A 21,466-nucleotide genomic window follows, 5' to 3' on the forward strand; every position below is an offset into this window, starting at 1 on the left:
AAGGCGATCCGCCGCCGCACGACAGTTTTACGCCGCCAGTCGCCGTCGTACCCCACGCATGGCCCTCGACCCCGTCCCGGCGTGGCCCGCCGTCGGTTCGCTCGCCGGCGGGGCGGGGGCGCTCGCGCTCGCGTGGGCGATCCGCGAACACCGCGGTCGCCCCGGCGTCGACTGGTTCCTCGGGGTGTTCGCCGCGCAGGCGACGTGGTGCCTCTCCTACGGGACCGGGCTGCTCGTCTCGGACCCGGCCGTCCGCGCCGCGCTGGAGGCGACGGCGTGGCTCGGCGTGATCTGGACGGGGATCGCCTTCCTCGGCTTCGCCCTGGAGTACACCGGCCGGAGCGACGTCGTCCGGAGCCGCCTGTTCGGGACGATCGTCGCGTTCGGGCTGCTCTCGTCGGCGCTCGTCGCCACGAACCCCCTCCACGGCGCGTTCTGGACCGACCTCGTCCGCGACCCCGTCTTCGGCGTCGAGACCGTCTCGTACGCGTTCGGACCCTGGGCGTACCTGACCGTCGCCGCCGAGACCGTCCTCGTCGCCAGCGCCGTCTTCCTGCTCGTCGACACCCTGCTCAGCTACGGCCCCCTCTACCGCCGCGAGAGCGCCGCGGTCGCGCTCAGCTCGCTGCCGCCGGGGTTCGCCCTCGTCGCGTGGGCCCTCCAGATCGGCCCGGTCCCGCAGCTCCAGCTCGCGCCGATCATGTTCGTTCCGCACGTCCTGCTCGACGCGTACGCGTTCGACCGCGCGGAGATGTTCGACCGCAACCCGACGACCAGCCGCGCCGCCGAGCGCACGGCGATCGACGACCTCCGGGACCCGATCGTCGCGCTCGCGCTCGACCGCCGCGTCGTCAGGCTCAACCCCGCGGCCGAGACGATCCTCGGCGTCGACGCCGAGACCGCCCGCGACCGCCCGCTCGCCGAGTTCCTGGACCTCCCGGTCCGGGTCGGCGACGAGCCCGAAGAGGAACCGGACGGCGGCGAATCCGACCGAACCGAGGGAATTGAGCCGGACGAGCCCGAGCCGGACGGAACCGAGCCCGACGGGATCGGCCCCGACGGCTCCCGCGAGACGGTCGAGATCGACGCGGCCGCTGGCGCCGGTCGCCGCACGTACGCGGTGTCGATCTCTCGGTTGACCGACCCGAACGGCACCCACGTCGGGTACACCGTCGTCCTCTCGGACGTGACCGAGCGCGAGCGCCGGCGCCAGCAGCTGGAGGTGCTCAACCGCATCCTCCGCCACAACCTCCGCAACGACGCCGGCGTCGTCCACGGGTACGGGGAGCTCCTCGCCGAGCAGCTGGACGACCCCGAGCAGGTCCGGATGGCGGACGCCATCGAACGCCGAGCGGGCGCGCTGGCCGCGCTCGGCGAGAAGGCGGGCACGGTCGAGCGGCTCCTCGAAGCGAGCGACCCCGCGCCGACGGACATTCGGGAGCTTCTGAACGCGGTCGTCGCCGACGCCCGCGAGCGCGACCCGGACGCTGTCGTCGAAACCGCCGTCGAGGGGGCGGGCGCCGACTGGACCACGCTCGTCAGGTCGGACGCGCTCCGCGCGGTCGTCGAGAACACCGTCGAGAACGCCGTCGACCACCACGACGGCGAGGGGGTCAAGCGCGAGGACGGCGGGACGTGGATTCAGGCGTCGCTCCGCCGGGAGGAGGGGGCAGACGAGGGGCGCGGCGCGGACAGCGAGACGGGCGACGACGCCGACGCCCGATACGTTCTCACCGTCGAGGACGACGGCCCCGGCATCCCGGACCACGAGGTCGACGCGGTCGAGTCGGGCCGGGAGACCGCCCTCGAACACGGCTCGGGGCTGGGGCTGTGGGTCGTCGCGTGGGGCGCCGCCGCGGTCGGCGCGGACGTGGCCTACGGGGACCGCGAGCCGCGGGGGACGCGGGTGACGGTGTCGATCCCGGTCGTGGACGATTTATAAGGCGCGCGCTTCGCCGTACGCCTGTGCCTTCAGGCGATCGTAGCGCTCTCGCGAATCGAGTACCCACTTGTACTCGAAGCCGGGCGGTGGGCTACCCATCCAGTCGAGGAACGACCGGGTCTCTTCGACCCCGAAACGGATCGTTTCGCGGCCGTACGACGGAGAGAGGCCAACCTCCTCAAATAGGTTTAAAAGGAAATCCTGACGATCGTCTCGGTTTCGTATCCGTATCGATGCCCTGGGCTCGCCGTATTCTTGAACATCGAGAAATCCGTCACAGACGTACCACATCTTCGCGATCCGGGGTGTCAGCGAGAGAGTCTCTGGGAACCGTTTTTCGCCAGATCGGTACCATCGACGAAGCGACCGCATGAACGGGTGGGATCGCGATATGACGGTGTACATATCGTGGTAATTCTCAGCCCTCGCGTTCGGACTGAACCCCGATTCACGGTTGTTACGGGCCAGTTCCGCTGCCGTCTTTTTTAGAGTGACACCAGTACTCAGTATCCCCATCTCGTGGTCGAACCACTCCAAGAATTGCTTGTTAACCATCGGAAGCCGGAACAGGCCGTGGGATCCGTCGTTCGTCTTCGGGACGGATCCGTCACCCATGAGACAGCCGATGAGGATTTCGCGAAGGTACGTGGGTATTTCGGGATAGTAACAGCTTCCGCGTGCCCAGTGACTACCGACCCGCTTGAACGATTTTCCGCATCCTGGGCACGTTTCTCTAGGCAATTTACTCGCTCTGAATACGGGGGGCTAGCATATACGTTGCGTTCCCAAGCCCCTCGGCGAAGCCGTAGTGAAGCTTGACGGGGAACTCCTCGCCGAGTTCGACGGTGACCTCGGCGTCGGAGGGGATCGCCTTGTTCATGTCCTTCAGGTAGTCGAGGCTGAACAGCGAGTCGGCGGGGCCAGCGGTGAGCGCGATGAGGTCCTCGCGGGTGAGTTCGAGGTCCACGTCGTCGGTGTCGCCCTCGGCCTCGATGAAGAACGCCTCGTCGGCCTCGTCGACGCGGAGGCGGATGTGGTCGGAGACCATGTCGGCGGCCTTGATACCGCGGTCGAGCTGGGCGCCCTCGACGACGATCTCGGAGGCGAGATCGAGGTCCGGGATGTCGGGCTCCTGGCGGATCGAGTCGGGGTCGATGAGCGCGAGGGTGTAGCTCAGGCCGTCGATCTCGATGTGGAGCTTGCGGGTCTCCTCGTCGAGTTCGAGGTGGATCAGGTCGCCGGAGTTGGCCATCCCGGCGATGTCTTCGAGGCGGGCGAGGTTGACGCCGATGACGCCGCCGTCGGCCTCGTAGGACTCGAACGCGGCGGCCTCCAGCGTGAGGTCGACCATGCCGACGTTGGCGGGGTCGACGGCGCGGATGGAGAGCTCCTCCTCGTTCAGGCGGATCTTACACTCGTCGACCAACACGCTCACCGAATCGAGCGCGTCCTGAAACGTCGACGCGCCCACGATGGCCTTGAACATATACGTTCGGCTAGGGCGGTATCACCTAAAAAGGCACCCGATCGGACCGGCACGGAAACGCTCAAACCGAGCGGATGAGGCGGCCGACGCCGACGGCGAGTGCGGCGCCGCAGACCCCGCTCGGCCGCCGACGTTCCGACCTCAGACCAGCGGTTCGACGAGGTCGCGGCCCTCGGCGAGTAAGTCGTCGACCGCGTCCTCGGAGTCGGCCTCGGCGTACACCCGGAGCTTCGGCTCGGTGCCGGAGGGGCGGACGAGCAGCCACGACCCGCTCTCCAAGAGGAGTTTGAACCCGTCGAGGGTGACGACCTTCGCGACGGGCGAGCCGCAGACGGACTCCGGGATGTGGTCCTCCAGTTCGTCGAGGACGCCTTCCTTCCGGTCGTCGGGGCAGTCGAGCGACACCTTGCCGGCCGCGATCTGTCCGTGTTCGTCGAGCAGGCGGTCGACGCGCTCGTCGAACGGCTCGGCGGCGTGGGTCGCGGCCGCGAGCAGCGCCATCAGGACGCCGTCCTTCTCGCGGACGTGTCCGCGGAGGGTGAAGCCGCCCGACTCCTCGCCGCCGAACAGCGCGTCGTGCTCGCCCATCGCCTCGGCGACCCACTTGAAGCCGACCGGCGTCTCGTACACCTCCTCGCCGTGCGCCTCCGCGATGCGGTCGACGAGGAACGTCGTCGAGACGGTGCGCACCGCCGGCCCCGAGTCGGCTTCGAGGAGGCGGTCGTAGCAGGCGGCGTAGAAGAGGTTGGCGTCGAGCACGCCGCGCTCGGGCGTGACGACCGCGATCCGGTCGGCGTCGCCGTCGTTGGCGACCCCGAGGTCGACGTCGCTGTCGGGGTCGGTGACGCGCTCGGCGAGCGCTTCGAGGTGCTCGGCCGACGGCTCGGGGGAGTCGCCGCCGAAGGTCACGTCGCGCTCGCAGCGCAGGCGGACGACCTCCGCGCCGGCGGATTCGAGGAGCGCGTCGGTGACGCCGCGGCCGCTCCCGTGCATCGCGTCGTACGCGACCGTCAGTCCGGAGAGGTCGACCGCGTCGCTCTCTCCGTCGTCCCCCGCGCCGCCGCCGACGCGCCCGACTATCTCGCGGGCCTTGTCGGCGTGGTCGCTCACGAGGTCGACGCGCTCGATTTCGCCCCGCTCGGCCTCGGGTAGGAGGTCCGGCTCCGCGAGGCGGTCGACGACGTCCTCGGTCACGTCCGGGAGCGCGGGGGCGCCGTCGTGCGGGATGAACTTCACGCCGTTGTACTCGGGCGGGTTGTGCGAGGCGGTGACCATACACGCCCCCGCCAGCCCGCGAGAGACGATGGCGTGGGCGATCACCGGCGTCGGGGCGTCGCGCTCGGGGAGTATCACGTCGAAGCCGTTGCCCGCGAGGACTTCGGCGAGGCTCTCGGCGAAGCCCTCCGAGGTCTCGCGGGCGTCGTATCCCACCGCGACCGGTTCGTCGTGACCGGCCGCGTCGAGGTGGTCGGCCACCGCCTGCCCGACGATCCGCACGCGCTCGTCGGTGAAGACGTCGAGCGTCGCGCGCCACCCGTCCGTGCCGAAGGCAATCTGGTCCATATCGGCCACGTCGGCGGCCGGGACAATAATGCCCGGTGTCGGTCGCGAGCCTTGCGCGGTCGGATCGCGGACGGTTGTTTATAACTAATCGCGGCGGCGCGTTCCCGTGAGCGGTCGCTCCGGACGAACTCGATCGGCCGCGCTTTTGTCGCCCCGTCCCGAACCCGGGTTATGACCCGAATCGTCGCCCTCTCCGGCAGCCGGAGCGCGGACAGCACCACGCGCGCCGCGCTCCGCGTCGCGCTCGGTGCCGCGGCCGACGCCGGCGCGGAGACCGACCTGATCGATCTGGCCGCCGTCGACCTCCCGCTGTACCACCCGGACGAGGGCACACAGGGGGACAGCGAAGCACTGAAGCGCCGCGTCCGCGAGGCCGACGGCGTCATCGCGGGCACGCCCGTCTACCGGGGCTCCTACTCGTCGACGTTCAAGAACTTCCACGACTTCTGCGGCTCCGACGAGTACGCGAACACCGCCGTCGGGCTGCTCGCGACAGCGGGCGGGGGGTCCTACGGCGGCACGCTCGAACACCTCCGGTCGACGTTCCGGAACGTCCACGCGTGGACGGTCCCCCACGAGGTCGGGATTCAGGGCGCCTCCTCGAAGGTCGAGACCGGCGCGGCCGCCCGGGGCGCCGGCGAGACCGACGGCCGACCGCGGATCACCGACGACGACATCCGGCGGCGCACGGAGCGACTCGGCTGGGTCGTCCTCGAACACGCCGAGCGAATGCGGTAACGCCCGGTCAGCGACGCGTAACGAGCGACCTCGACGCGAGGCGGTCGGCAGGGATTTCCGCCGCGGGATCGACCTCCAGCCAATGAGCCGCATCCGCCCGGACGAACTGGACGAGCGCCTCGGCACCGACGACGAGCCGTTCCTGCTGGACATCCGCCCCGAGTCGGACTACGAGCGCGACGCGATCGGCGCGAGCCGGAACCTGCCGGTGTACGACGACCTCCGGAGCGGCGACGACGACGCGCTCCGCCGTCGGCTCGACGAGGTCCCGGACGACCGGGAGGTCGTCACCGTCTGTAAGCTGGGGATCGTCGCCAAGCGCGCGACGCGGGTGCTCGACGAGGCGGGCTACGAGGCGTCGACGCTCGCCGGCGGAATGAGCGGCTGGAACGGATACGAGCGGAACTCGCTCGGTTACAGGGTCCGGTCGCTGTGGTGGCGGCTCCGCGGGTGACGGGCGACGGAACGGGTTCGCCGAGGCGAGGCCGCCGACCCGCTGGGCTTTTGGCCGGCTCCCCGCTACGACGCGTATGACCGAACCGGGTGACGACGACCGTGTCCGCTAACCGGAAGGGGGACCGCCGCGAGCGGGAGCTGGTGAACGCCCTCGACGAGGCCGGGTTCGCCGTGATGCGCGCGCCGGCCAGCGGCTCCGCGACCGAGCGGGAGCTCCCCGACGTGCTCGCGGGCGACGGCGAGACGTTCTACGCCATCGAGGCGAAGTCGAGCGCGGGCGACCCGATCTACCTCACCGGCGAGGAGGTGGAGGCGCTTTTGTTCTTCGCGCGCAACTTCGGCGCGAAGGCGCGCATCGCGGTGCGGTTCGACCGCGAGGACTGGTTCTTCTTCCACCCGGGCGACCTGTACACCACCGACGCCGGCTCCTATCGGGTGAAAAAGGAGAAAGCGCTCGCGGACGGCACCGACTTCCCCGAGTTCGTCGGCGAGACAGAGAAGGTGACGCTCGCGGAGGTGAGCGCGGACGGCCGCGACGCCGACGGCGACGCGGTCGACCCGGAGACGGAGGAGCGCCGGACGATCCTAGAGGCCGTCCGCGACGGCCACATGCCGGTCGAGGACGCGCTCGACGTGCTGTAGCCGACGGGGCATCGTTCCCGTTTCGGTCGCGCGACCGGCTCGGCGTCGCCGACCCCCTCGCTTATCCCTCGCGGCGCCGAACCCTGCCACGAATGAGCGAGGACTTCGGCCTGCTCGAACCGGCGGACCAGCCCGGCGACGAGTGGGAGCAGCTCGACGTCTCCGACACCGAGGCCGACCGGATCGCCCGCCGGCAGGACCGCGAGTTCGACGAGTTCCGCAAGCGGATCAAAGACACCGAGCAGTTCAAGCTCCAGGAGTCGGTGTTCGACGACGCCACGCTCGCGGCGGTGTACAAGCTGGTCCAGGACGGCTACGTCGACGCCTTCGGCGGGCCGGTGTCGACCGGGAAGGAGGCGAGCGTCTTCGAGGCGCTCGGCGGGCGGGCGGGCGAGCGGCCGGAGCCGGGCTCCGAGGCGGCGGGCGGCGGCCCCGAGGGCGTCACGCCGGAGCGCGAGGTCGCGGTGAAGGTGTACCGGATCAACTCCTCGAACTTCCGGCAGATGCGCGACTACCTGGAGGGCGACCCGCGCTTCGAGGGGATCGCGAACGACAAGAAGGCGGTCGTGCTGGCGTGGACGCGCAAGGAGTTCGCCAACCTCGAACGCGCGCGGAAGGCCGGCGTCCGGGTGCCCGAGCCGCTCGCGGTCCAGCGGAACGTCCTCGTGATGGAGCTCGTGGGGCACGCCGAAGACCGCGCCCGGCGACTGAGCGAGGTCGACGTGGAGAACCCCGAGACCGCCTACGAGGTCGTCCGCGAGTACATGCGCCGGCTCTACCGCGCCGGCCTGATCCACGGCGACCTCTCGGAGTACAACATGATCATCCACGAGGGGGAGCTGGTGATCATCGATCTGGGGCAGGCCGTGACCGTTCACCACCCTAACGCCGGGGAGTTCTTAGCGCGCGACTGCGAGAACGTGGCGGCCTTCTTCACGCGACAGGGGATCGACGTCGACCCCGACGACCTCCGCGCGTACGTGACGGAGCCGGAGCCGGACCCGACTGGAGAGCCGGACGAGGGACCGAACGACTCGGAGCGGGGGTCGGACGATCCGGAGCGGGAGTCGAGCGACTCGGAGCGGGGGTCGGACGATTCGGAGCGAGAGTCGGACGGGGCGTCCGAGGAGTAGATCGGGGGCGCCTCGACCGGAAGCGGCCGGAGACCACCGTCATGCGGCCACACACCGCCCGCGGCGGAACACTCTTAAAAGGCTTCGCCGGGTATCTCGTCGTATGCAACACGTGACGGTTCCGCAGGACCGGATCGGCGTCGTCATCGGCGCCGGCGGCGAGACGATGCGGGAGATCGAAGAGCAGGCGAACGTGCGGCTCGACATCGACTCGGAGTCGGGGAGCGTCGCCATCGAGGAGCGCGACGACCCCGTGGCGGCCATGGTGGCTCCGGACGTGATCAAGGCGATCGGCCGCGGCTTCAAGCCGGAGACGGCGCTGTCGATCCTCGACCACGACCTCCGGACGCTCGACCTGATCGACCTCTCGGAGCACACTCGCAACGACAACGACCTCCAGCGCAAGAAGGGTCGGATCATCGGTGAGAACGGTCGCACGCGCGAACTGATCGAGGAGCTGTCGGGCGCGAACGTCGTCGTCTACGGGTCGACCGTGGGCGCGGTGGGCCAGCCCGAGGAGCTGGAAGTCGTTCGCCGGGCGGTCGGGATGCTGCTCGACGGCGCGCCACACGGCGCGGTGTACTCCTACTTAGAGCGCATGTCGAACGAGCTCGACGACGACGTGAGCTTCAACGCTCCGCAGTAACCGGCGCTCGATCCGGGTATCGCGGTCGGCGCCGTCGGATTCTGTTTACAACCACCTGCTGGCAGTCGGTGCGCAGCGACCGCCCTCGAAGCCCCAGTCGAGTCCCCACTCGACCGCCCCTACACAGCACCCCACACCCCAGCCTCATCGGTCGCTTCGGGCTCCTTCCGGTCGGCCGGCCGCTCGCAGGCACGCGCCCCGCACCGCGGTCTGTTTATATACAGCCACCGCCGACTGCCCGAGCTGTCGTTCTATATAAACACCCGTGATAACGAGCCACATGACCTTCTGTTACCGCCCCCCGTGTTGCGGTTTCGCACGAAGTGAGCGAAGAGTTTATATAGAATCACAATCAATCAATGGCTGTAATGTCACAGCGCCAGCGGATGGGTAACCAGCCGATGATCGTACTTTCCGAGGAGTCGCAGCGAACCTCCGGAAAGGACGCCCAGAACATGAACATCACGGCCGGCAAGGCGGTCGCGGAGTCCGTCCGCACCACGCTCGGCCCGAAAGGGATGGACAAGATGCTCGTCGACTCCGGCGGGTCCGTCGTCGTCACGAACGACGGCGTCACCATCCTGAAAGAGATGGACATCGATCACCCGGCGGCCAACATGATCGTCGAGGTAAGCGAGACGCAGGAGGAGGAGGTCGGCGACGGCACCACCTCCGCGGTCGTGGTCGCCGGTGAGCTCCTCGACCAGGCCGAGGAGCTCCTCGACCAGGACATCCACGCGACGACCCTCGCGCAGGGGTACCGTCAGGCCGCCGAGAAGGCCAAGGAGATCCTCGACGAGGAGGCCATCGAGGTCTCCGCGGACGACCGCGACACGCTCGTCGAGATCGCCGAGACGGCGATGACGGGCAAGGGCGCGGAGAACTCCAAGGACCTCCTCGCCGAGCTCGTCGTCGACGCCGTCCTCGCGGTTCAGGACGACGACGGCATCGACACGGAGAACGTCTCCGTCGAGAAGGTCGTCGGCAGCTCGATCGACGAGTCCGAGCTCGTCGAGGGCGTCATCGTCGACAAGGAGCGCGTCGACGAGAACATGCCCTTCGCCGTCGAGGACGCCAACGTCGCGCTGTTCGACGGCGCCATCGAGGTGAAGGAGACGGAGATCGACGCCGAGGTCAACGTCACGGACCCCGACCAGCTCCAGCAGTTCCTCGACCAGGAGGAAGCGCAGCTCCGCGAGATGGTCGACCACCTCGTCGACGTCGGCGCCGACGTCGTCTTCGTCGGTGACGGCATCGACGACATGGCGCAGCACTACCTCGCGCAGGAGGGCATCCTCGCCGTCCGCCGCGCGAAGTCCGACGACCTCAAGCGCCTCGCCCGCGCGACCGGCGGCCGCGTCGTCTCCAACCTCGACGACATCGAGTCCGACGACCTCGGCTTCGCCGGCTCCGTCGCCCAGAAGGACATCGGCGGCGACGAGCGCATCTTCGTCGAGGACGTCGAGGAGGCGAAGTCCGTCACGCTCATCCTCCGCGGCGGCACCGAGCACGTCGTCGACGAGGTCGAGCGCGCCATCGACGACTCGCTCGGCGTCGTCCGCACGACGCTGCTCGACGGCAAGGTCCTGCCCGGCGGCGGCGCGCCCGAGGCCGAGCTGGCGCTGCAGCTCCGCGACTTCGCCGACTCCGTCGGCGGCCGCGAGCAGCTCGCCGTCGAGGCGTTCGCCGACGCGCTGGAAGTCGTCCCGCGCACCCTCGCCGAGAACGCGGGTCTCGACCCCATCGATTCGCTCGTCGACCTCCGCGCCCGCCACGACGGCGGCGAGTTCGGCGCCGGTCTCGACGCCTACACGGGCGACGTGATCGACATGGAGGCCGAGGGCGTCGTGGAGCCGCTCCGCGTCAAGACCCAAGCCATCGAGTCCGCCACCGAGGCGGCCGTCATGATCCTCCGCATCGACGACGTCATCGCGGCCGGTGACCTCAAGGGCGGCGGCACCGACGACGGCGGCGACGACGGCGGCCCCGGCGGCGCGCCCGGCGGCATGGGCGGCATGGGCGGCATGGGCGGCATGGGCGGCGCGATGTAAGCGAGGTTCTGAAAGAACCTCGATACCGAGCGGGGAGCGAGCGAGGTCGACCGCAGGAAGACCTCGAAGCGAACGGGGCGCGTCGCCCCGTGAGCGCACGCGACCCGCGAGGTGTGAAGTTCGGGTAACGACTTCACCACGCCGACCGCAGCCGTTCGACCGAACCGCCTTCCGACTGACCGTCGCGCGCCCCACCGGGCCTCGACGATCTGCGATTTTTATCGACGACGCGATCCGCGTAGCGTCCCGCTCGCCGTTCGACCGCATCCGCGGTCACCTCGACCGCGCCGCGCGCTACCGTCCCGCATATTCGGCTCGCAGAACACGAGGGTAACACCCGCGTAACCACCGGACGGCGGCGTCCGCGAGCGGTTAAGTGACTCCCGACCCTCCGATCTACCGACGAGGTTCTCACGTTCACCATGCCACAGCAGAAAGCCGATTACGCCGACGAGACGGAGATCGACGAGGAACTGGACGCGCTTCCCGACAACGAGACCGTCGAGGAGACGGTCGCGAACCTCGAAGAGCGCGGGTTCGACGTGATCGTCGTCGACGACGCCGACGAGGCGCTGGAGACGGTGACCGCCCAGATCCCCGCGGGCGTCTCGGTGATGAACGGGCACTCGACGACGCTCGAAGAGATCGGGTTCGACGAGTTCCTGAGCGAGGGCGACCACGAGTGGGAGAGCCTGCCGGACCAGATCTGGGGCATCGACGACGACGCCGAGCGACAGACCGCGCGCCGCGAGTCGCAGACGGCGGACTACTTCCTCGGCGGCATCAACGCGGTCGCACAGACGGGCGAGCTCGTCGCCGCCGACCTCTCCGGCAGCCGGATCGGGGCGTACCCGTTCGCCGCGGGCAACGTCGTCATCGTCTCCGGGATCAACAAGATCGTCCCGTCGCTCTCGGACGCCTTCGACCGGCTGGAGTCGGTCGCGTACCCGCTGGAGAACGAGCGCGCACAGGAGGCGTACGGCGTCGAGTCCGCCATCGCGAAGCAGCTCGTCTACCGCCGCGAGACCGAGGAGGGCCGGACGACGCTCGTCCTCGTGCGCGAGCAGCTCGGCTACTGAGCGGGCCGCCTCACGCTTCCGTTCCCCTCTCTTCCCCCGGTTTCGACGACCGCGAGCGCCGCGTCTCCGCTGCTGAGCGCCCGACACCGAAATCCGTTTTCCGCTCCTCCGAGAACCGCCGCGTAGGTCCCACCATGACGCCCGACCCAGCGGAGCTCTCGACGGACGCGTGTACCCTCCCCGACGGCCGCACCCTGTCGTACGCGACCGGCGGCGACCCGGACGGCTTCGCGGCCGTCGTTCACCACGGAACGCCCGGCTCGCGGCTGTTCGGGGCGCTGCTCTCGGAGCCGGCAGCCGATGTCGGCGTTCGGCTCCTCGTTCCCGACCGCCCGGGATACGGCCGCTCGTCGTCGCCCCCGGACGACTGGTCGTGGCGCGACTGGCCGGACGACGTCGGCGGTCTCCTCGACGCGGAGTCGGTCGACCGGGCCGGGGCGCTCGGCTTCTCCGGGGGCGGCCCGTTCGCGCTCGCGGCCGCCGGCGACGACCGAGTCGCTCGGGTCGGACTGGTGAGCACCGTCGTCCCGCCGGCCGAGAACCCCCTCGCGACGCTCGCGTCGGTCCCGTTCGCGCTGCGTGCCCTGTTCCGGTTCTCGAAGGCGTTCGCGTCGCTCTCCGGACCGGGCGCAGTCGTCTCGCAGTACACCGACCGGTCCGTCTCCGACGCGGTCGCCGAGGCGGTGGCGGCCGACTTCCACGAGGCGCTCGCTCGGGGCGCGAGGGCGGTCGAACGCGAGAACCGGGCGTTCGCGAGCGCGTCGTTCGACCCGAAGCCGTCGGGAGTCCCCGTCCGCGCGTGGCACGGGACGAGCGACGAGAACACCCCGGTGTCGCCCGCGCGGTCGCTCGTCCGGGAACTCGACGGGACGGTCGAGACCGCCGAGACCGACCACCTCGGCACGCTCCTCGACCGGCGGCGAGCGGCGCTGGAGTGGGTCAGCGAGGCGGAGTGAGGGTCGAACTCCTCCTGCCGGTTCCCTCGCCGCCTCGCTGTCGCTCGGCGGTTCGGTGTACGGGCCGGGAGGGATTCGAACCCCACTCGCACGGTCGCCTCGCTTCGCTCGGCGCTGCGTGCTCCCTAGTTCGAACCCTCCCTCAGCACGGCACCGCCGCTCGCGACTTGCTCGCGGCGGTGACAGCGGGCCGGGAGGGATTCGAACCCCCGACCGTCCGGTTAAAAGCCGGACGCTCTCCCTAACTGAGCTACCGGCCCAGACGAACAGTCGTAGGATTAGGCGACGGATAAACGTTTAGAAGCGCGGTAGCCGTCGCCGCAGTCACCCGAAACGGTTTCCCGGCCCCCGCCGTCGGCGCGAGCATGGAGTTCGACATGCGCGCGTTCGCCGCCGACCTCTGCCGGCACCGCTCGATCGCCGGCGAGGAGGCGACCGCGGCCGCGTTCGTCGCGGAGCGACTCGCCGACCTCGGCTTCGAGACGTACGCCTGGGACGCCGACGCCGCCGCCCTCGCCGCCCACCCCTCCTTCCCTGACGACCTCGACGCGGCGGCCGTCGAGGGACGGCGCAGCGTCGCGGGCGTCCTCGAACTCGGCGGTGCGGGCGACGGCGACAGCGCGGCCGAGGGCGAAAGCGACGGCGACCCGGTCCCCACGCTCGCGTTGAACGGTCACCTCGACGTCGTGCCCGCGGAGCCCGCGGAGTGGTCGAGCGACCCCTTCGAGCCGGTCTGGCGCGACGACCCGGACCGGAGCGCCGACGCGGACGCCGGCGGGGACGGGGTCGGAGAGACCCTCACCGCCCGCGGCGCGGCGGACATGAAGTCCGGGCTCGCGGCCTGCGTCGGCGCCGCCGTCGACGTCCGCGAGGGGGTCGCGAACGGGTCGATCACGCTCCCGCCCGCCGGCCTCAGGCTCGTCGTCGAGGCCGTCGCCGGCGAGGAGGACGGCGGTTACGGCGCGGCGACCGCCGCGCTCGCGAGTCCGTACCCCTTCGAGCGCGACGCGGCGATCGTCGCGGAGCCGACCGAGCTGCGCCCCGTCGTCGCCTGCGAGGGGTCGCTCATGGCGCGGCTGGAGATCGACGGGCGGAGCGCGCACGCGGCCACCCGCTGGCGCGGCGAGGACGTCCTGCCTCGGTTCGAGGCCGTGCGGGAGGCGTTCGCGGAGCTGGAGGCGGAGCGCGGCGAGTCGGTCTCGCACCCGCTGTACGAGGGCTTCCCGGTGCCGTGGCCGGTCGTCTGCGGCCGCGTCGAGGCCGGCTCGTGGGCCTCGACGGTGCCGGCGACGCTGGAAGCGGAGTTCCGGATCGGCGTCGCGCCCGGCGAGACCGTCACCGAGGTGGAGGCGGCGTTCCGCGAGCGGCTGGAGCGGGTCGCGGCAGCGGACCCCTGGCTGCGCGACCACCCGCCCCGGTTCGAGCGGTTCTCCGTCCAGTTCGAGCCGGCCGAGATCGCCGTCGACGAGCCGGTCGTCGAGGCGGTCCGCGCCGGCCTCGCCGCCACCGGCCTCCCGGACGTCGAGGCGCGGGGCGCGACGTACGGCGCGGACTCGCGACACCTCGTCGCGGCCGGGGTCCCGGCGGTGTTGTTCGGCCCCGGCACCATCGACGAGGCGCACTACCCGGACGAGACGATCGCGTGGGCGGAGGTCGTCGCGGCACGGGACGCCGTGGCCGCCGCCGCCGAGCGCTTCGCGAACGACTACACCGCGTAGCCGGCGGAGCGCGGACCCCTCGGCCCTGCTGTCTACCGATCGTCGTCGAGGTGTTCGTCGACCGCGTCGGCGACGATGGCACTCGGCTCGACGTTCTCCATCGAGGCGCGGCGGCGCAGTTCGACGTACGTCTCGGCCGGGAGTTGGACCTGAAGTCGGCCGAGTTCGACGCCCGCCTCCCGGACGGCGGCCTCGATCTCGGCGCCGTCGTTGACCGCGGACGCGATCGCGCGCACCTCCCGCACCGTGAGGTCGCCGTCTATCGCCGCCCACGCGAGCAGGTACCGGTCTCGTCCGCCGAGGCGCGCGACGTGTTTCGCGGCGCTCGGCGCGATCCGCCCGTTAGCGACCTGCCGCCGGATCGCCTGCGGGAGGTCGTGTACCCGCGCCCACTTGCGGATAAACGCGACTGAGACGCCCTCTCCCGCCCGTTCTGCCGCCTCCTTGTACGACCCGACGCCGCGGACGAGCGCCGCGCAGGCGGCGGCGCCGCGCAGCATGAGCACGTTGTCGCCGTCGCCGACGTCGCCGGCCGCGAAGCGGCCCACCGTCTCCGCGGCCTCGGCGACGCTGTCGGGGTCGTTCGGGTCGAACCCCACCGCGTCCGCGGCCCGATCGCCTGTCACCGCCGGGTCGGACCGGACCACCGGCTCGCCGACGGGGGACCGCCGGTCAGCGCGTGAGTCCTCGGTCATACCACACCCTTCGGGGCCGCGGATATAAACGCCGGGCACCGGGGCGGAACTCGCCGGAACGCCGGACGGTCCGGACCGGCCGTCGAAGCGCTCCTACCTCTCGGCCCGGATCGCCGCGTCGCCGTCGGTTCCCTCGCTGCCGTCCCCGCCGCCTTCCGCGGTCGTCGTCCGCCGGTACACCACGTACGAGTACGCGACGGTGACCGCGGCGGTCGCGAGGGCCGGGCCGACGAGGAAGTACACCGCGTACTCGCCGAAGAGGAGGCCGATCGCGGCGATCACGGCCGAGAGCTTGAACAGCCGGGCGCCGAGCGCGTGGGTCCGCTCCCAGACGGCGTCGTCGCTGAGCGTCCACGGCGTGCGGATTCCGACGAACCAGTTTGGCTCGACGTGGGGCAACAGCGCTCCGAGGTAGTAGAACAGCGCGGCGCCGCCCGCCACTGCGATCGTCGTCACGTCGACCGCGTAGCCGAGGTTGACGGCGAGTACGGCGAGGTGGAGTCCGACGAGGAACGCGGTGAACACGACCACGAACCGGTCGTAGTGGACCCGGAACGCCGCGATGTTCTCCCCGAGGGGGTCGATCCGCGGCAACAGGGCGAACAGGCCGACCAGTCCGGCCGCGAGCCCAGGAACGAGCCACAGCCCGAGCGTTCGCGGGAGCGTTCCCGTCGGCTCGCCGGGGCCGTTCCACCGCGTCACCATTCGCTCGGGGAGCTCCGGCGCGACCGCGAGGCTGGCGGCGGCGCCGACGGCGACGAGGAGCGCCGCGACGCCGAACCGGAGCCGCGTGGAGAGCCGGGGGGTGGAAGGTCGGGATTCGGAGGGCATGCGCGGCGAGACGCGTCCCGTCGTGGTAAAAGTGGCCTCCCGTGAGAAGCTCACCCGCGGGACCCGGTGCGACGCAACCCTTACGCGTCGTGACCGCCAATCACGGCGTATGACAGACGAGCGCGACGACGACGGCCACGAGTTCTCCTCGGGGCAGGGCGTCGACGCCGACTACGACGCGTTCACGCTGGACCCGCCCGAGCTGGGCGAGGACCCGAGCCGCGTCGATCCCGTCGACTCGCGGGTGCTGACGGAGGAGCTGGACCGCCGGAACATCGGCAGCGAGGACGTCGACGTCGAGCAGCTGATCGACGTCGGCCTCTCGTATATGGGTATCAACCGCTTCGAGGAGGCGACGGAGACGTTCGAGCGCGCCGCCAACTTCGCCGAGGAGGACTCGCTCGAAGCCCAGGAGGCGTGGGTGAACAAGGGGGCCGCCCACGCGCAGTTAGAGGAGTTCGACCAGGCGATCGGCGCGTATCAGGAGGCGCTGCGCATCGACGAGGAGTCCGAACACGCGGCGACCGCGGAGACGAACCTCGCGTACGCGCTCTGGGAGTCGGGGCGGGGCGAACAGGCGCTCGAACACGCGGAGCGCGCCGTCGAGACCGACCCGCGCTTCGCCGAGGCGTGGTACAACCGCGGGTTCCTGCTGGTCGAGCGCGGGCTCGCCGAGGACGCCGTCAAATGCTTCGACAACGCGATCCGCCTCGGCTATCGCGACGCGGGCGTCCTCGAAGAAAAGGCGCGGGCCCTCGAAGAGGCAGGCGACCACGAGCAGGCCGAGGAGGTGGCCGACCGCGCCGAGGAGCTCCGCCGCGAGACGGAAGAGCAGTTGATCGAAGAGCAGACCGGGCAGGCGCCCGGACCGGGCGGGCAGGGTCGGCAGGGCGGCCGCGGCGGACAGGGTCGGCAGGGCGGCCGCGGCGGGCAGCCCGGCGCCGGCGGCCGCGGCGCTCAGGGGGACGGCCGGGGCGGGCAGGGCGGCGGACCCGAGGGCCCGGAGCGGGAGCTCCAAGGCGAGGGGCCCGAGGGCTTTTAAATGCTCCTCCGCGAGCGCGAGACCGCAGAGGGGCGGCTCGTCTCCGTCTGCGACCCGGACTGCCTCGGCGAGACGTACGAGGACGGACCGGTGACGCTCACCGTGAACGAGGAGTTCTACGGCGGCGAGGACGCCGTCGAGGCGACCGCCGAGGAGGTCGTCGCGGGGCTTCAGCGCGCGCAGGTCGCGAACATCGTCGGCACCGAGTCGGTCGGCGTCGCCGTCGAGGCCGGCCTCGTCGACGAGGAGACCGTCTTGGAGTTCGAGGAGACGCGACACGCGCAGCTGCTCTGGCTGTAGCGGCCCTCGTTAACTCGCCGCCCGCGGCCGGGCGTCCGAGCGCGATCCGAACCGGCTAAGGGCGCGCGCGATGAGTCGAATCCGATGAGACGACTCACGCGGAGCGAACTGGCGTCGCGGGTGGGGCCGCGAGCGCCGTCGGACGCCTTCTGGCGTCGCGCGATCGACCGGGGAGAGGCCGCGCTCGGCGTCGGCGCGGACGCCGTCGACGCGGCCGCCGGGGAGGAGGGAAGCGACGGCGACGACCCGACCGAACCGCTCGACGCGGGCGACATCGTCGACGTCGGCGACCACGCGTTCGTCGTCGTGGGGAACGATCGGACGGCGGCGGGAGGGCAGATCTACCGTATCGAACTCGTCGCCGACCGCGACGAGGGCTGACACCGGGACGACCGGACGCCCGATCAGAGGCCGGCGACGTCCTCGATGGCGTCGGTGAGTTCTTTCACGCTCTCGACGGTGTGCTCGCCCATGTGGCCGATCCGGAACGTCTCCTCGCCGAGGTCGCCGTAGCCGTTCGAGAAGGCCATGTCGTACTCCTCGCTCACTTCCTCGATGGTCCCGGCCACGTCGATCCCCTGCGTGTTCTCGATGCAGGCGACCGTCTGGGACTCGTACCCCTCCTCGGGGAACATCGCGAAGTGTTCGCCGGCCCAGTCGTGGACGTACTCCATCATGTCGCGGTGACGCTCGTCGCGGGCGCGGTGCCCCTCCGCCAGCATGCGCTTCATCTGCTTGCGATACGCTAACATGATCGGAATCGCGGGCGTCGAGTGGGTCTGGCCCTTGCGGTCGTAGTAGTCGATGGTTCGGCGGAAGCCGCCGTACCACGAGGAGTCGCCCTTCTCGACCTCGCGGTCGTAGGCGTCGTCGCTCACGACGCAGACCGCGAGCCCGGGGGGCATCGCGAACGCCTTCTGGGTCGACGCGAAGATAACGTCGATCCCGTGCTCGTCGATGTCGACGTAGTCGCCGCCGAGCGAGGAGACGGCGTCGACGGCGAAGTAGGTGTCCGGGTACGCCTTGAGGACGTCGCCGATCTCCTCGATCGGGTTCCGGACGCCCGTGGAGGACTCGTTCATCACGCCGGCGACCATGTCGTACTTCCCGTCGGCGGACTCGACGGCGTCGCGGACATCCTCGGGCTTGACCGCCTCGCCCCACTCGTACTCCAGCCGGTCGACGTCTTTCCCGAGGCGCTCGGCGACGTTGGCGTAGCGCTCGCTGAAGGCGCCGCAGGTCGGGACGAGGACGCGCTCGTCGACGAGGTTGAGCGTCGTCGCCTCCCAGAACTCGGTGCCGGAGCCGGTGAGGATGACGACCTCGTTGTCGGTGCCGAGGAACTCCTTCGTGTCCTCGACGATGGTGGTGTACAGGTCCGTCATCCGGTCCATCCGGTGGCCGAACATCGGCTCGGCCATCGCCTCGATCACGTCCTCGCGGACCTCGGTCGGCCCGGGGATGTACAGCGTCTTCTCGTCGTAGTCGTCGCGGTATTCGCGTTTCTTCGTCACGGAATCCACCTGTTGGATCGTACCGGGACGCGTGAGGGTATGGACCTTGTGATACGTTCAAAAGGCGCGGTGCGGAGCGGATACGGGGGCGCTCTCCGACCATCGAACCCAGCGCTCACTTCCGGAGACGGCGCCCTCGGCCGGATCAGCCGGGTTTATACGAACAGAGGCGCGAAAGGATGTATGATACACGCCCGAAGAGTCACAACCGCCCGAGGTGGGCCGCCGTGAGCGGCGACGAGGAGCTCGCGAAGGACCTCGGCCCGCTCGCGGCGCTCACCATCGGGATCGGGACGATGATCGGCGCCGGAATCTTCGTCCTCCCCGGCACCGCGGTCGCGCGCGCCGGGCCGCTCGCGGCGTTCACCTTCGTCCTCGGCGGCGTGATCGCCTTGTTCACCGCACTGTCGGCCTCCGAACTGGGGACGGCGATGCCGAAGTCCGGCGGGGCGTACTTCTACGTCAACCGCGCGCTCGGGCCGCTGTTCGGCTCCGTCGCGGGGTGGGCGAACTGGCTCGGGCTCGCGTTCGCCTCCGCGTTCTACATGTACGGCTTCGGCGAGTACGTCAACGCGCTCGTCGGGCTCGACCCGGTCGGACTCGGGTTCGTGACGCTGGAGGCGGCGCAGGTGATCGGCCTGGCCGGCGCGCTGCTTTTCATCGCGGTCAACTACTTCGGCGCGAAGGAGACGGGCGGGCTCCAGATCGTCATCGTGATGTCGCTTCTGGGCATCCTCGCCGTCTTCACCGTCGTCGGCCTGCTCAACGCCGACATGGAGTCGCTGCGGCCGCTCGCCCCGCCGGGCACGACCAGTCAGGTGCTGCCGGTGACGGGGATCATCTTCGTCTCGTACCTCGGCTTCGTCCAGATCACCTCGGTCGCCGAGGAGATCAAAGACCCCGGGCGCAACCTCCCGCTCGCGGTGCTCGGGTCGGTCGTGATCGTCACGGTCGTCTACGCGCTGTTCCTCCTCGTGCTGCTCGCGGCGGTGCCGAACGAGCTCGTCGCGAACAACGAGACCGCGGTCGTCGACGCCGCGCGGCTCCTGTTCGGTCAGTACGAGGTGTTCGGCTTCTCGCTGGGCGCCGTCGGCGCCGGCATGCTCCTGATCGGGGGACTGCTCGCGACCGCCTCGTCGGCGAACGCGTCGATCCTCTCGTCGTCGCGGATCAACTTCGCGATGGGGCGCGAGAAGATCGTCACGCCGTCGCTCAACGAGATCCACGACCGGTTCGGCACGCCGTATAAATCGATCGCGCTCACCGGCGCGCTCATCCTCCTCTTCCTCGTCGCCGGGAGCGTCGAGTCGCTGTCGACGATGGGGTCGGTGCTCCATCTCGTCGTGTACGGCCTGCTGAACCTCGCGCTCATCGTGATGCGCGAGTCGGGGGTCGAGGGGTACGACCCGGACTTCGAGGTCCCCTTCTACCCGGTCGTCCCGATCATCGGAGCGGTGTCGTCGTTCGCGCTGATAATCTACATCGAGCCGCGGATCATCCTGTTGTCCGCGGGCCTCGTCGCCTTCGCGGTCCTCTGGTACCTGCTGTACGCCCGCGGGAAGGTGGAGTCGCGCGGCGTCCTCGGGACGTGGATTCTGGACCGCTCCGAGGACCTTCCCGAGCAGGCCGTCTCGGCGGCGACCGCCGTCCAGCCGAGCGGTGACGACTACCGGGTGATGGTGCCGCTCGCGAACCCCAAGACCGAGGAACACCTGATCACGCTCGCCTCCGCCATCGCCAAGCAGCGGAACGGGACGGTCGTCGCGGTCAACATCGCGAACGTCCCCGACCAGACCTCGCTGGAGGCGGCCCGCGACCGCGGCGCCCACGAGGCGGCGCACGGGCTGCTGGATCAGGCCCGCGAAGACGCCGAGACGTTCGGCGTCGACGTGGAGACGCACGTCGTGCTCTCGCACCGCGTGTTCGAGGAGGTGTTCGACGCCGCGCGCACCTACGGCGCCGACATGACCGTGATGGGCTGGGGCGAGGACTCCCACGGCGCCCCCGGACGCGCCGAGTCCGCGATCGACGAGCTGGGGTACTCGCTCCCCTCGGACTTCCTCGTGTTCCGCGACCGCGGGTTCGACCCCTCGCGCATCCTCGTGCCGACCGCCGGCGGTCCGGCCTCGGACCTCTCCGGCGCGGTCGCGAAGATGCTCCAGACGGAGTTCGACGGCGAGGTCACGCTGCTTCACGTCGCCGAGCCGGGCGAGGAGGCGGAGGGGCGCGCGTTCCTCTCCGAGTGGGCCGACGCCCACGACCTCTCGGGCGCGACGCTGCGGATCGAGACCGGCGACGTGGAGGACAGCATCGAGCGCACCGCTCGCGACGCAACGATGCTCATCGTCGGCGCGACCGAGAAGGGCCTGCTCTCGCGGCTGGTCAGCGGCTCGCTCGTGTTGGACGTGCTCAACGAGGTGGAGTGTTCCGTCCTGCTCGCCGAGAAGCGCAGCGACCGCGGCTTCTTCGGTCGCCTGTTCGGCGGCGGCGCGAGAGAGAACGAGGTCACCGACGCGGCGGAGACCCCCGCGGACACCGGCGTCGAACCGGAACCCTCGACGCCCGAGATCGACGGAGAATCGGACGCCGGCGAGAGCGCGAACGAGGAGTCGAAGGCGGACTGACGCCGCGAGATTCGGTTTTCGATCGGTCGGGAACGCTCGCGAGGGACCGG

Annotated in this window: 20 protein-coding genes and 1 tRNA gene; 14 read left to right on the forward strand and 7 right to left on the reverse strand. The window is 70.3% G+C overall.

What is annotated here, in order from left to right; all coding sequences use genetic code 11:
- The first annotated feature begins 58 nt into the window (after positions 1-58).
- Positions 59-1,942, forward strand: coding sequence for a histidine kinase N-terminal 7TM domain-containing protein (locus EXE46_RS00680; protein WP_137686580.1), 1,884 nt, complete (start codon positions 59-61; stop codon positions 1,940-1,942).
- Here the strand turns inward: EXE46_RS00680 and EXE46_RS00685 are convergent.
- The 3 genes from EXE46_RS00685 to EXE46_RS00695 form a co-directional block, all read right to left on the reverse strand.
- On the reverse strand, positions 1,937-2,683 hold the full coding sequence (locus EXE46_RS00685) for a hypothetical protein (RefSeq protein ID WP_255509397.1): 747 nt from the start codon (positions 2,681-2,683) through the stop codon (positions 1,937-1,939). The two genes, EXE46_RS00680 and EXE46_RS00685, sit on opposite strands and share 6 nt — an antisense overlap.
- Position 2,684: 1 nt before the next feature.
- On the reverse strand, positions 2,685-3,428 hold the full coding sequence (locus EXE46_RS00690) for a DNA polymerase sliding clamp (protein ID WP_137686582.1): 744 nt from the start codon (positions 3,426-3,428) through the stop codon (positions 2,685-2,687).
- A gap of 141 nt (positions 3,429-3,569) precedes the next feature.
- Complete coding sequence (locus EXE46_RS00695) at positions 3,570-4,991, reverse strand: phosphoglucomutase/phosphomannomutase family protein (RefSeq protein ID WP_137686583.1); 1,422 nt, start codon at positions 4,989-4,991, stop codon at positions 3,570-3,572.
- A gap of 171 nt (positions 4,992-5,162) precedes the next feature.
- Here EXE46_RS00695 and EXE46_RS00700 point away from each other — a divergent pair, with 171 nt between their 5' ends.
- From EXE46_RS00700 to EXE46_RS00735, 8 genes are all read left to right on the forward strand, one after another.
- Positions 5,163-5,729, forward strand: coding sequence for an NADPH-dependent FMN reductase (locus tag EXE46_RS00700; RefSeq protein ID WP_137686584.1), 567 nt, complete (start codon positions 5,163-5,165; stop codon positions 5,727-5,729).
- An 82-nt stretch (positions 5,730-5,811) separates the two neighbouring features.
- A complete protein-coding gene (locus tag EXE46_RS00705) occupies positions 5,812-6,183 on the forward strand; it encodes a rhodanese-like domain-containing protein (RefSeq protein WP_137686585.1) in 372 nt (123 codons plus the stop codon).
- Positions 6,184-6,272: 89 nt separating this feature from the next.
- Positions 6,273-6,827: a Holliday junction resolvase Hjc gene (gene hjc, locus EXE46_RS00710; RefSeq protein ID WP_137686586.1), complete on the forward strand. Its 555-nt coding sequence runs from the start codon at positions 6,273-6,275 to the stop codon at positions 6,825-6,827.
- Between the two features lie 92 nt (positions 6,828-6,919).
- A complete protein-coding gene (gene rio1 / locus EXE46_RS00715) occupies positions 6,920-7,960 on the forward strand; it encodes a serine/threonine-protein kinase Rio1 (protein ID WP_241981478.1) in 1,041 nt (346 codons plus the stop codon).
- A 103-nt stretch (positions 7,961-8,063) separates the two neighbouring features.
- The gene (locus tag EXE46_RS00720) at positions 8,064-8,606 is read left to right on the forward strand and encodes a KH domain-containing protein (protein ID WP_137686587.1); all 543 of its coding nucleotides are present in this window, start codon (positions 8,064-8,066) and stop codon (positions 8,604-8,606) included.
- A 401-nt stretch (positions 8,607-9,007) separates the two neighbouring features.
- Entirely contained in the window at positions 9,008-10,657 is a 1,650-nt protein-coding gene (thsA, locus tag EXE46_RS00725) for a thermosome subunit alpha (RefSeq protein WP_137686677.1), read from the forward strand.
- Positions 10,658-11,079: 422 nt separating this feature from the next.
- On the forward strand, positions 11,080-11,736 hold the full coding sequence (locus EXE46_RS00730) for a lactate utilization protein (RefSeq protein ID WP_137686588.1): 657 nt from the start codon (positions 11,080-11,082) through the stop codon (positions 11,734-11,736).
- A 134-nt stretch (positions 11,737-11,870) separates the two neighbouring features.
- Positions 11,871-12,692: an alpha/beta fold hydrolase gene (locus tag EXE46_RS00735; protein WP_137686589.1), complete on the forward strand. Its 822-nt coding sequence runs from the start codon at positions 11,871-11,873 to the stop codon at positions 12,690-12,692.
- A 186-nt stretch (positions 12,693-12,878) separates the two neighbouring features.
- Here EXE46_RS00735 and EXE46_RS00740 read toward each other — a convergent pair.
- Positions 12,879-12,952, reverse strand: a tRNA-Lys gene (locus tag EXE46_RS00740).
- A 105-nt stretch (positions 12,953-13,057) separates the two neighbouring features.
- On the opposite strand from EXE46_RS00740, the gene EXE46_RS00745 reads away from it, so the two are divergent.
- Complete coding sequence (locus EXE46_RS00745) at positions 13,058-14,410, forward strand: M20/M25/M40 family metallo-hydrolase (RefSeq protein ID WP_137686590.1); 1,353 nt, start codon at positions 13,058-13,060, stop codon at positions 14,408-14,410.
- Between the two features lie 32 nt (positions 14,411-14,442).
- On the opposite strand, the gene EXE46_RS00750 is transcribed toward EXE46_RS00745, so the two are convergent.
- Both EXE46_RS00750 and EXE46_RS00755 read right to left on the reverse strand, forming a co-directional pair.
- Positions 14,443-15,105: a hypothetical protein gene (locus EXE46_RS00750; RefSeq protein ID WP_137686591.1), complete on the reverse strand. Its 663-nt coding sequence runs from the start codon at positions 15,103-15,105 to the stop codon at positions 14,443-14,445.
- A 93-nt stretch (positions 15,106-15,198) separates the two neighbouring features.
- Complete coding sequence (locus EXE46_RS00755) at positions 15,199-15,936, reverse strand: SdpI family protein (RefSeq protein WP_137686592.1); 738 nt, start codon at positions 15,934-15,936, stop codon at positions 15,199-15,201.
- Between the two features lie 109 nt (positions 15,937-16,045).
- Between EXE46_RS00755 and EXE46_RS00760 the strand changes: the two genes are divergently transcribed.
- The 3 genes from EXE46_RS00760 to EXE46_RS00770 all read left to right on the forward strand — a co-directional run bounded on the left by EXE46_RS00760 (position 16,046) and on the right by EXE46_RS00770 (position 17,659).
- The gene (locus EXE46_RS00760; protein ID WP_137686593.1) at positions 16,046-16,978 is read left to right on the forward strand and encodes a tetratricopeptide repeat protein; all 933 of its coding nucleotides are present in this window, start codon (positions 16,046-16,048) and stop codon (positions 16,976-16,978) included.
- Positions 16,979-17,278 carry a DUF424 domain-containing protein gene (locus EXE46_RS00765; RefSeq protein WP_137686594.1) on the forward strand — a complete coding sequence of 100 codons (300 nt, stop codon included), beginning with the start codon at positions 16,979-16,981 and terminating at the stop codon, positions 17,276-17,278. It abuts the gene before it with no gap.
- Between the two features lie 84 nt (positions 17,279-17,362).
- Positions 17,363-17,659, forward strand: a complete 297-nt coding sequence (locus EXE46_RS00770) for a hypothetical protein (protein WP_137686595.1) — start codon at positions 17,363-17,365, stop codon at positions 17,657-17,659.
- A gap of 23 nt (positions 17,660-17,682) precedes the next feature.
- On the opposite strand, the gene EXE46_RS00775 is transcribed toward EXE46_RS00770, so the two are convergent.
- On the reverse strand, positions 17,683-18,792 hold the full coding sequence (locus EXE46_RS00775; RefSeq protein WP_137686596.1) for an alanine--glyoxylate aminotransferase family protein: 1,110 nt from the start codon (positions 18,790-18,792) through the stop codon (positions 17,683-17,685).
- Positions 18,793-19,019: 227 nt separating this feature from the next.
- Here EXE46_RS00775 and EXE46_RS00780 point away from each other — a divergent pair, with 227 nt between their 5' ends.
- Positions 19,020-21,416, forward strand: a complete 2,397-nt coding sequence (locus EXE46_RS00780; protein ID WP_137686597.1) for an amino acid permease — start codon at positions 19,020-19,022, stop codon at positions 21,414-21,416.
- Positions 21,417-21,466 lie beyond the last annotated feature (50 nt).

Origin of the sequence: Halorubrum sp. GN11_10-6_MGM (genome assembly GCF_005435165.1) — an archaeon.
In the GTDB taxonomy this organism is placed as follows: domain Archaea; phylum Halobacteriota; class Halobacteria; order Halobacteriales; family Haloferacaceae; genus Halorubrum.

Coding starts and splice junctions, on each gene's coding strand:
- EXE46_RS00680 (WP_137686580.1), top strand. CDS start 59: ATGGCCCTCGACCCCGTCCCGGCGTGGCCCGCCGTCGGTTCGCTCGCC.
- EXE46_RS00690 (WP_137686582.1), bottom strand. CDS start 3,428: ATGTTCAAGGCCATCGTGGGCGCGTCGACGTTTCAGGACGCGCTCGAT.
- EXE46_RS00695 (WP_137686583.1), bottom strand. CDS start 4,991: ATGGACCAGATTGCCTTCGGCACGGACGGGTGGCGCGCGACGCTCGAC.
- EXE46_RS00700 (WP_137686584.1), top strand. CDS start 5,163: ATGACCCGAATCGTCGCCCTCTCCGGCAGCCGGAGCGCGGACAGCACC.
- EXE46_RS00705 (WP_137686585.1), top strand. CDS start 5,812: ATGAGCCGCATCCGCCCGGACGAACTGGACGAGCGCCTCGGCACCGAC.
- rio1 (WP_241981478.1), top strand. CDS start 6,920: ATGAGCGAGGACTTCGGCCTGCTCGAACCGGCGGACCAGCCCGGCGAC.
- EXE46_RS00720 (WP_137686587.1), top strand. CDS start 8,064: ATGCAACACGTGACGGTTCCGCAGGACCGGATCGGCGTCGTCATCGGC.
- thsA (WP_137686677.1), top strand. CDS start 9,008: ATGATCGTACTTTCCGAGGAGTCGCAGCGAACCTCCGGAAAGGACGCC.
- EXE46_RS00730 (WP_137686588.1), top strand. CDS start 11,080: ATGCCACAGCAGAAAGCCGATTACGCCGACGAGACGGAGATCGACGAG.
- EXE46_RS00735 (WP_137686589.1), top strand. CDS start 11,871: ATGACGCCCGACCCAGCGGAGCTCTCGACGGACGCGTGTACCCTCCCC.
- EXE46_RS00745 (WP_137686590.1), top strand. CDS start 13,058: ATGGAGTTCGACATGCGCGCGTTCGCCGCCGACCTCTGCCGGCACCGC.
- EXE46_RS00750 (WP_137686591.1), bottom strand. CDS start 15,105: ATGACCGAGGACTCACGCGCTGACCGGCGGTCCCCCGTCGGCGAGCCG.
- EXE46_RS00755 (WP_137686592.1), bottom strand. CDS start 15,936: ATGCCCTCCGAATCCCGACCTTCCACCCCCCGGCTCTCCACGCGGCTC.
- EXE46_RS00760 (WP_137686593.1), top strand. CDS start 16,046: ATGACAGACGAGCGCGACGACGACGGCCACGAGTTCTCCTCGGGGCAG.
- EXE46_RS00765 (WP_137686594.1), top strand. CDS start 16,979: ATGCTCCTCCGCGAGCGCGAGACCGCAGAGGGGCGGCTCGTCTCCGTC.
- EXE46_RS00770 (WP_137686595.1), top strand. CDS start 17,363: ATGAGACGACTCACGCGGAGCGAACTGGCGTCGCGGGTGGGGCCGCGA.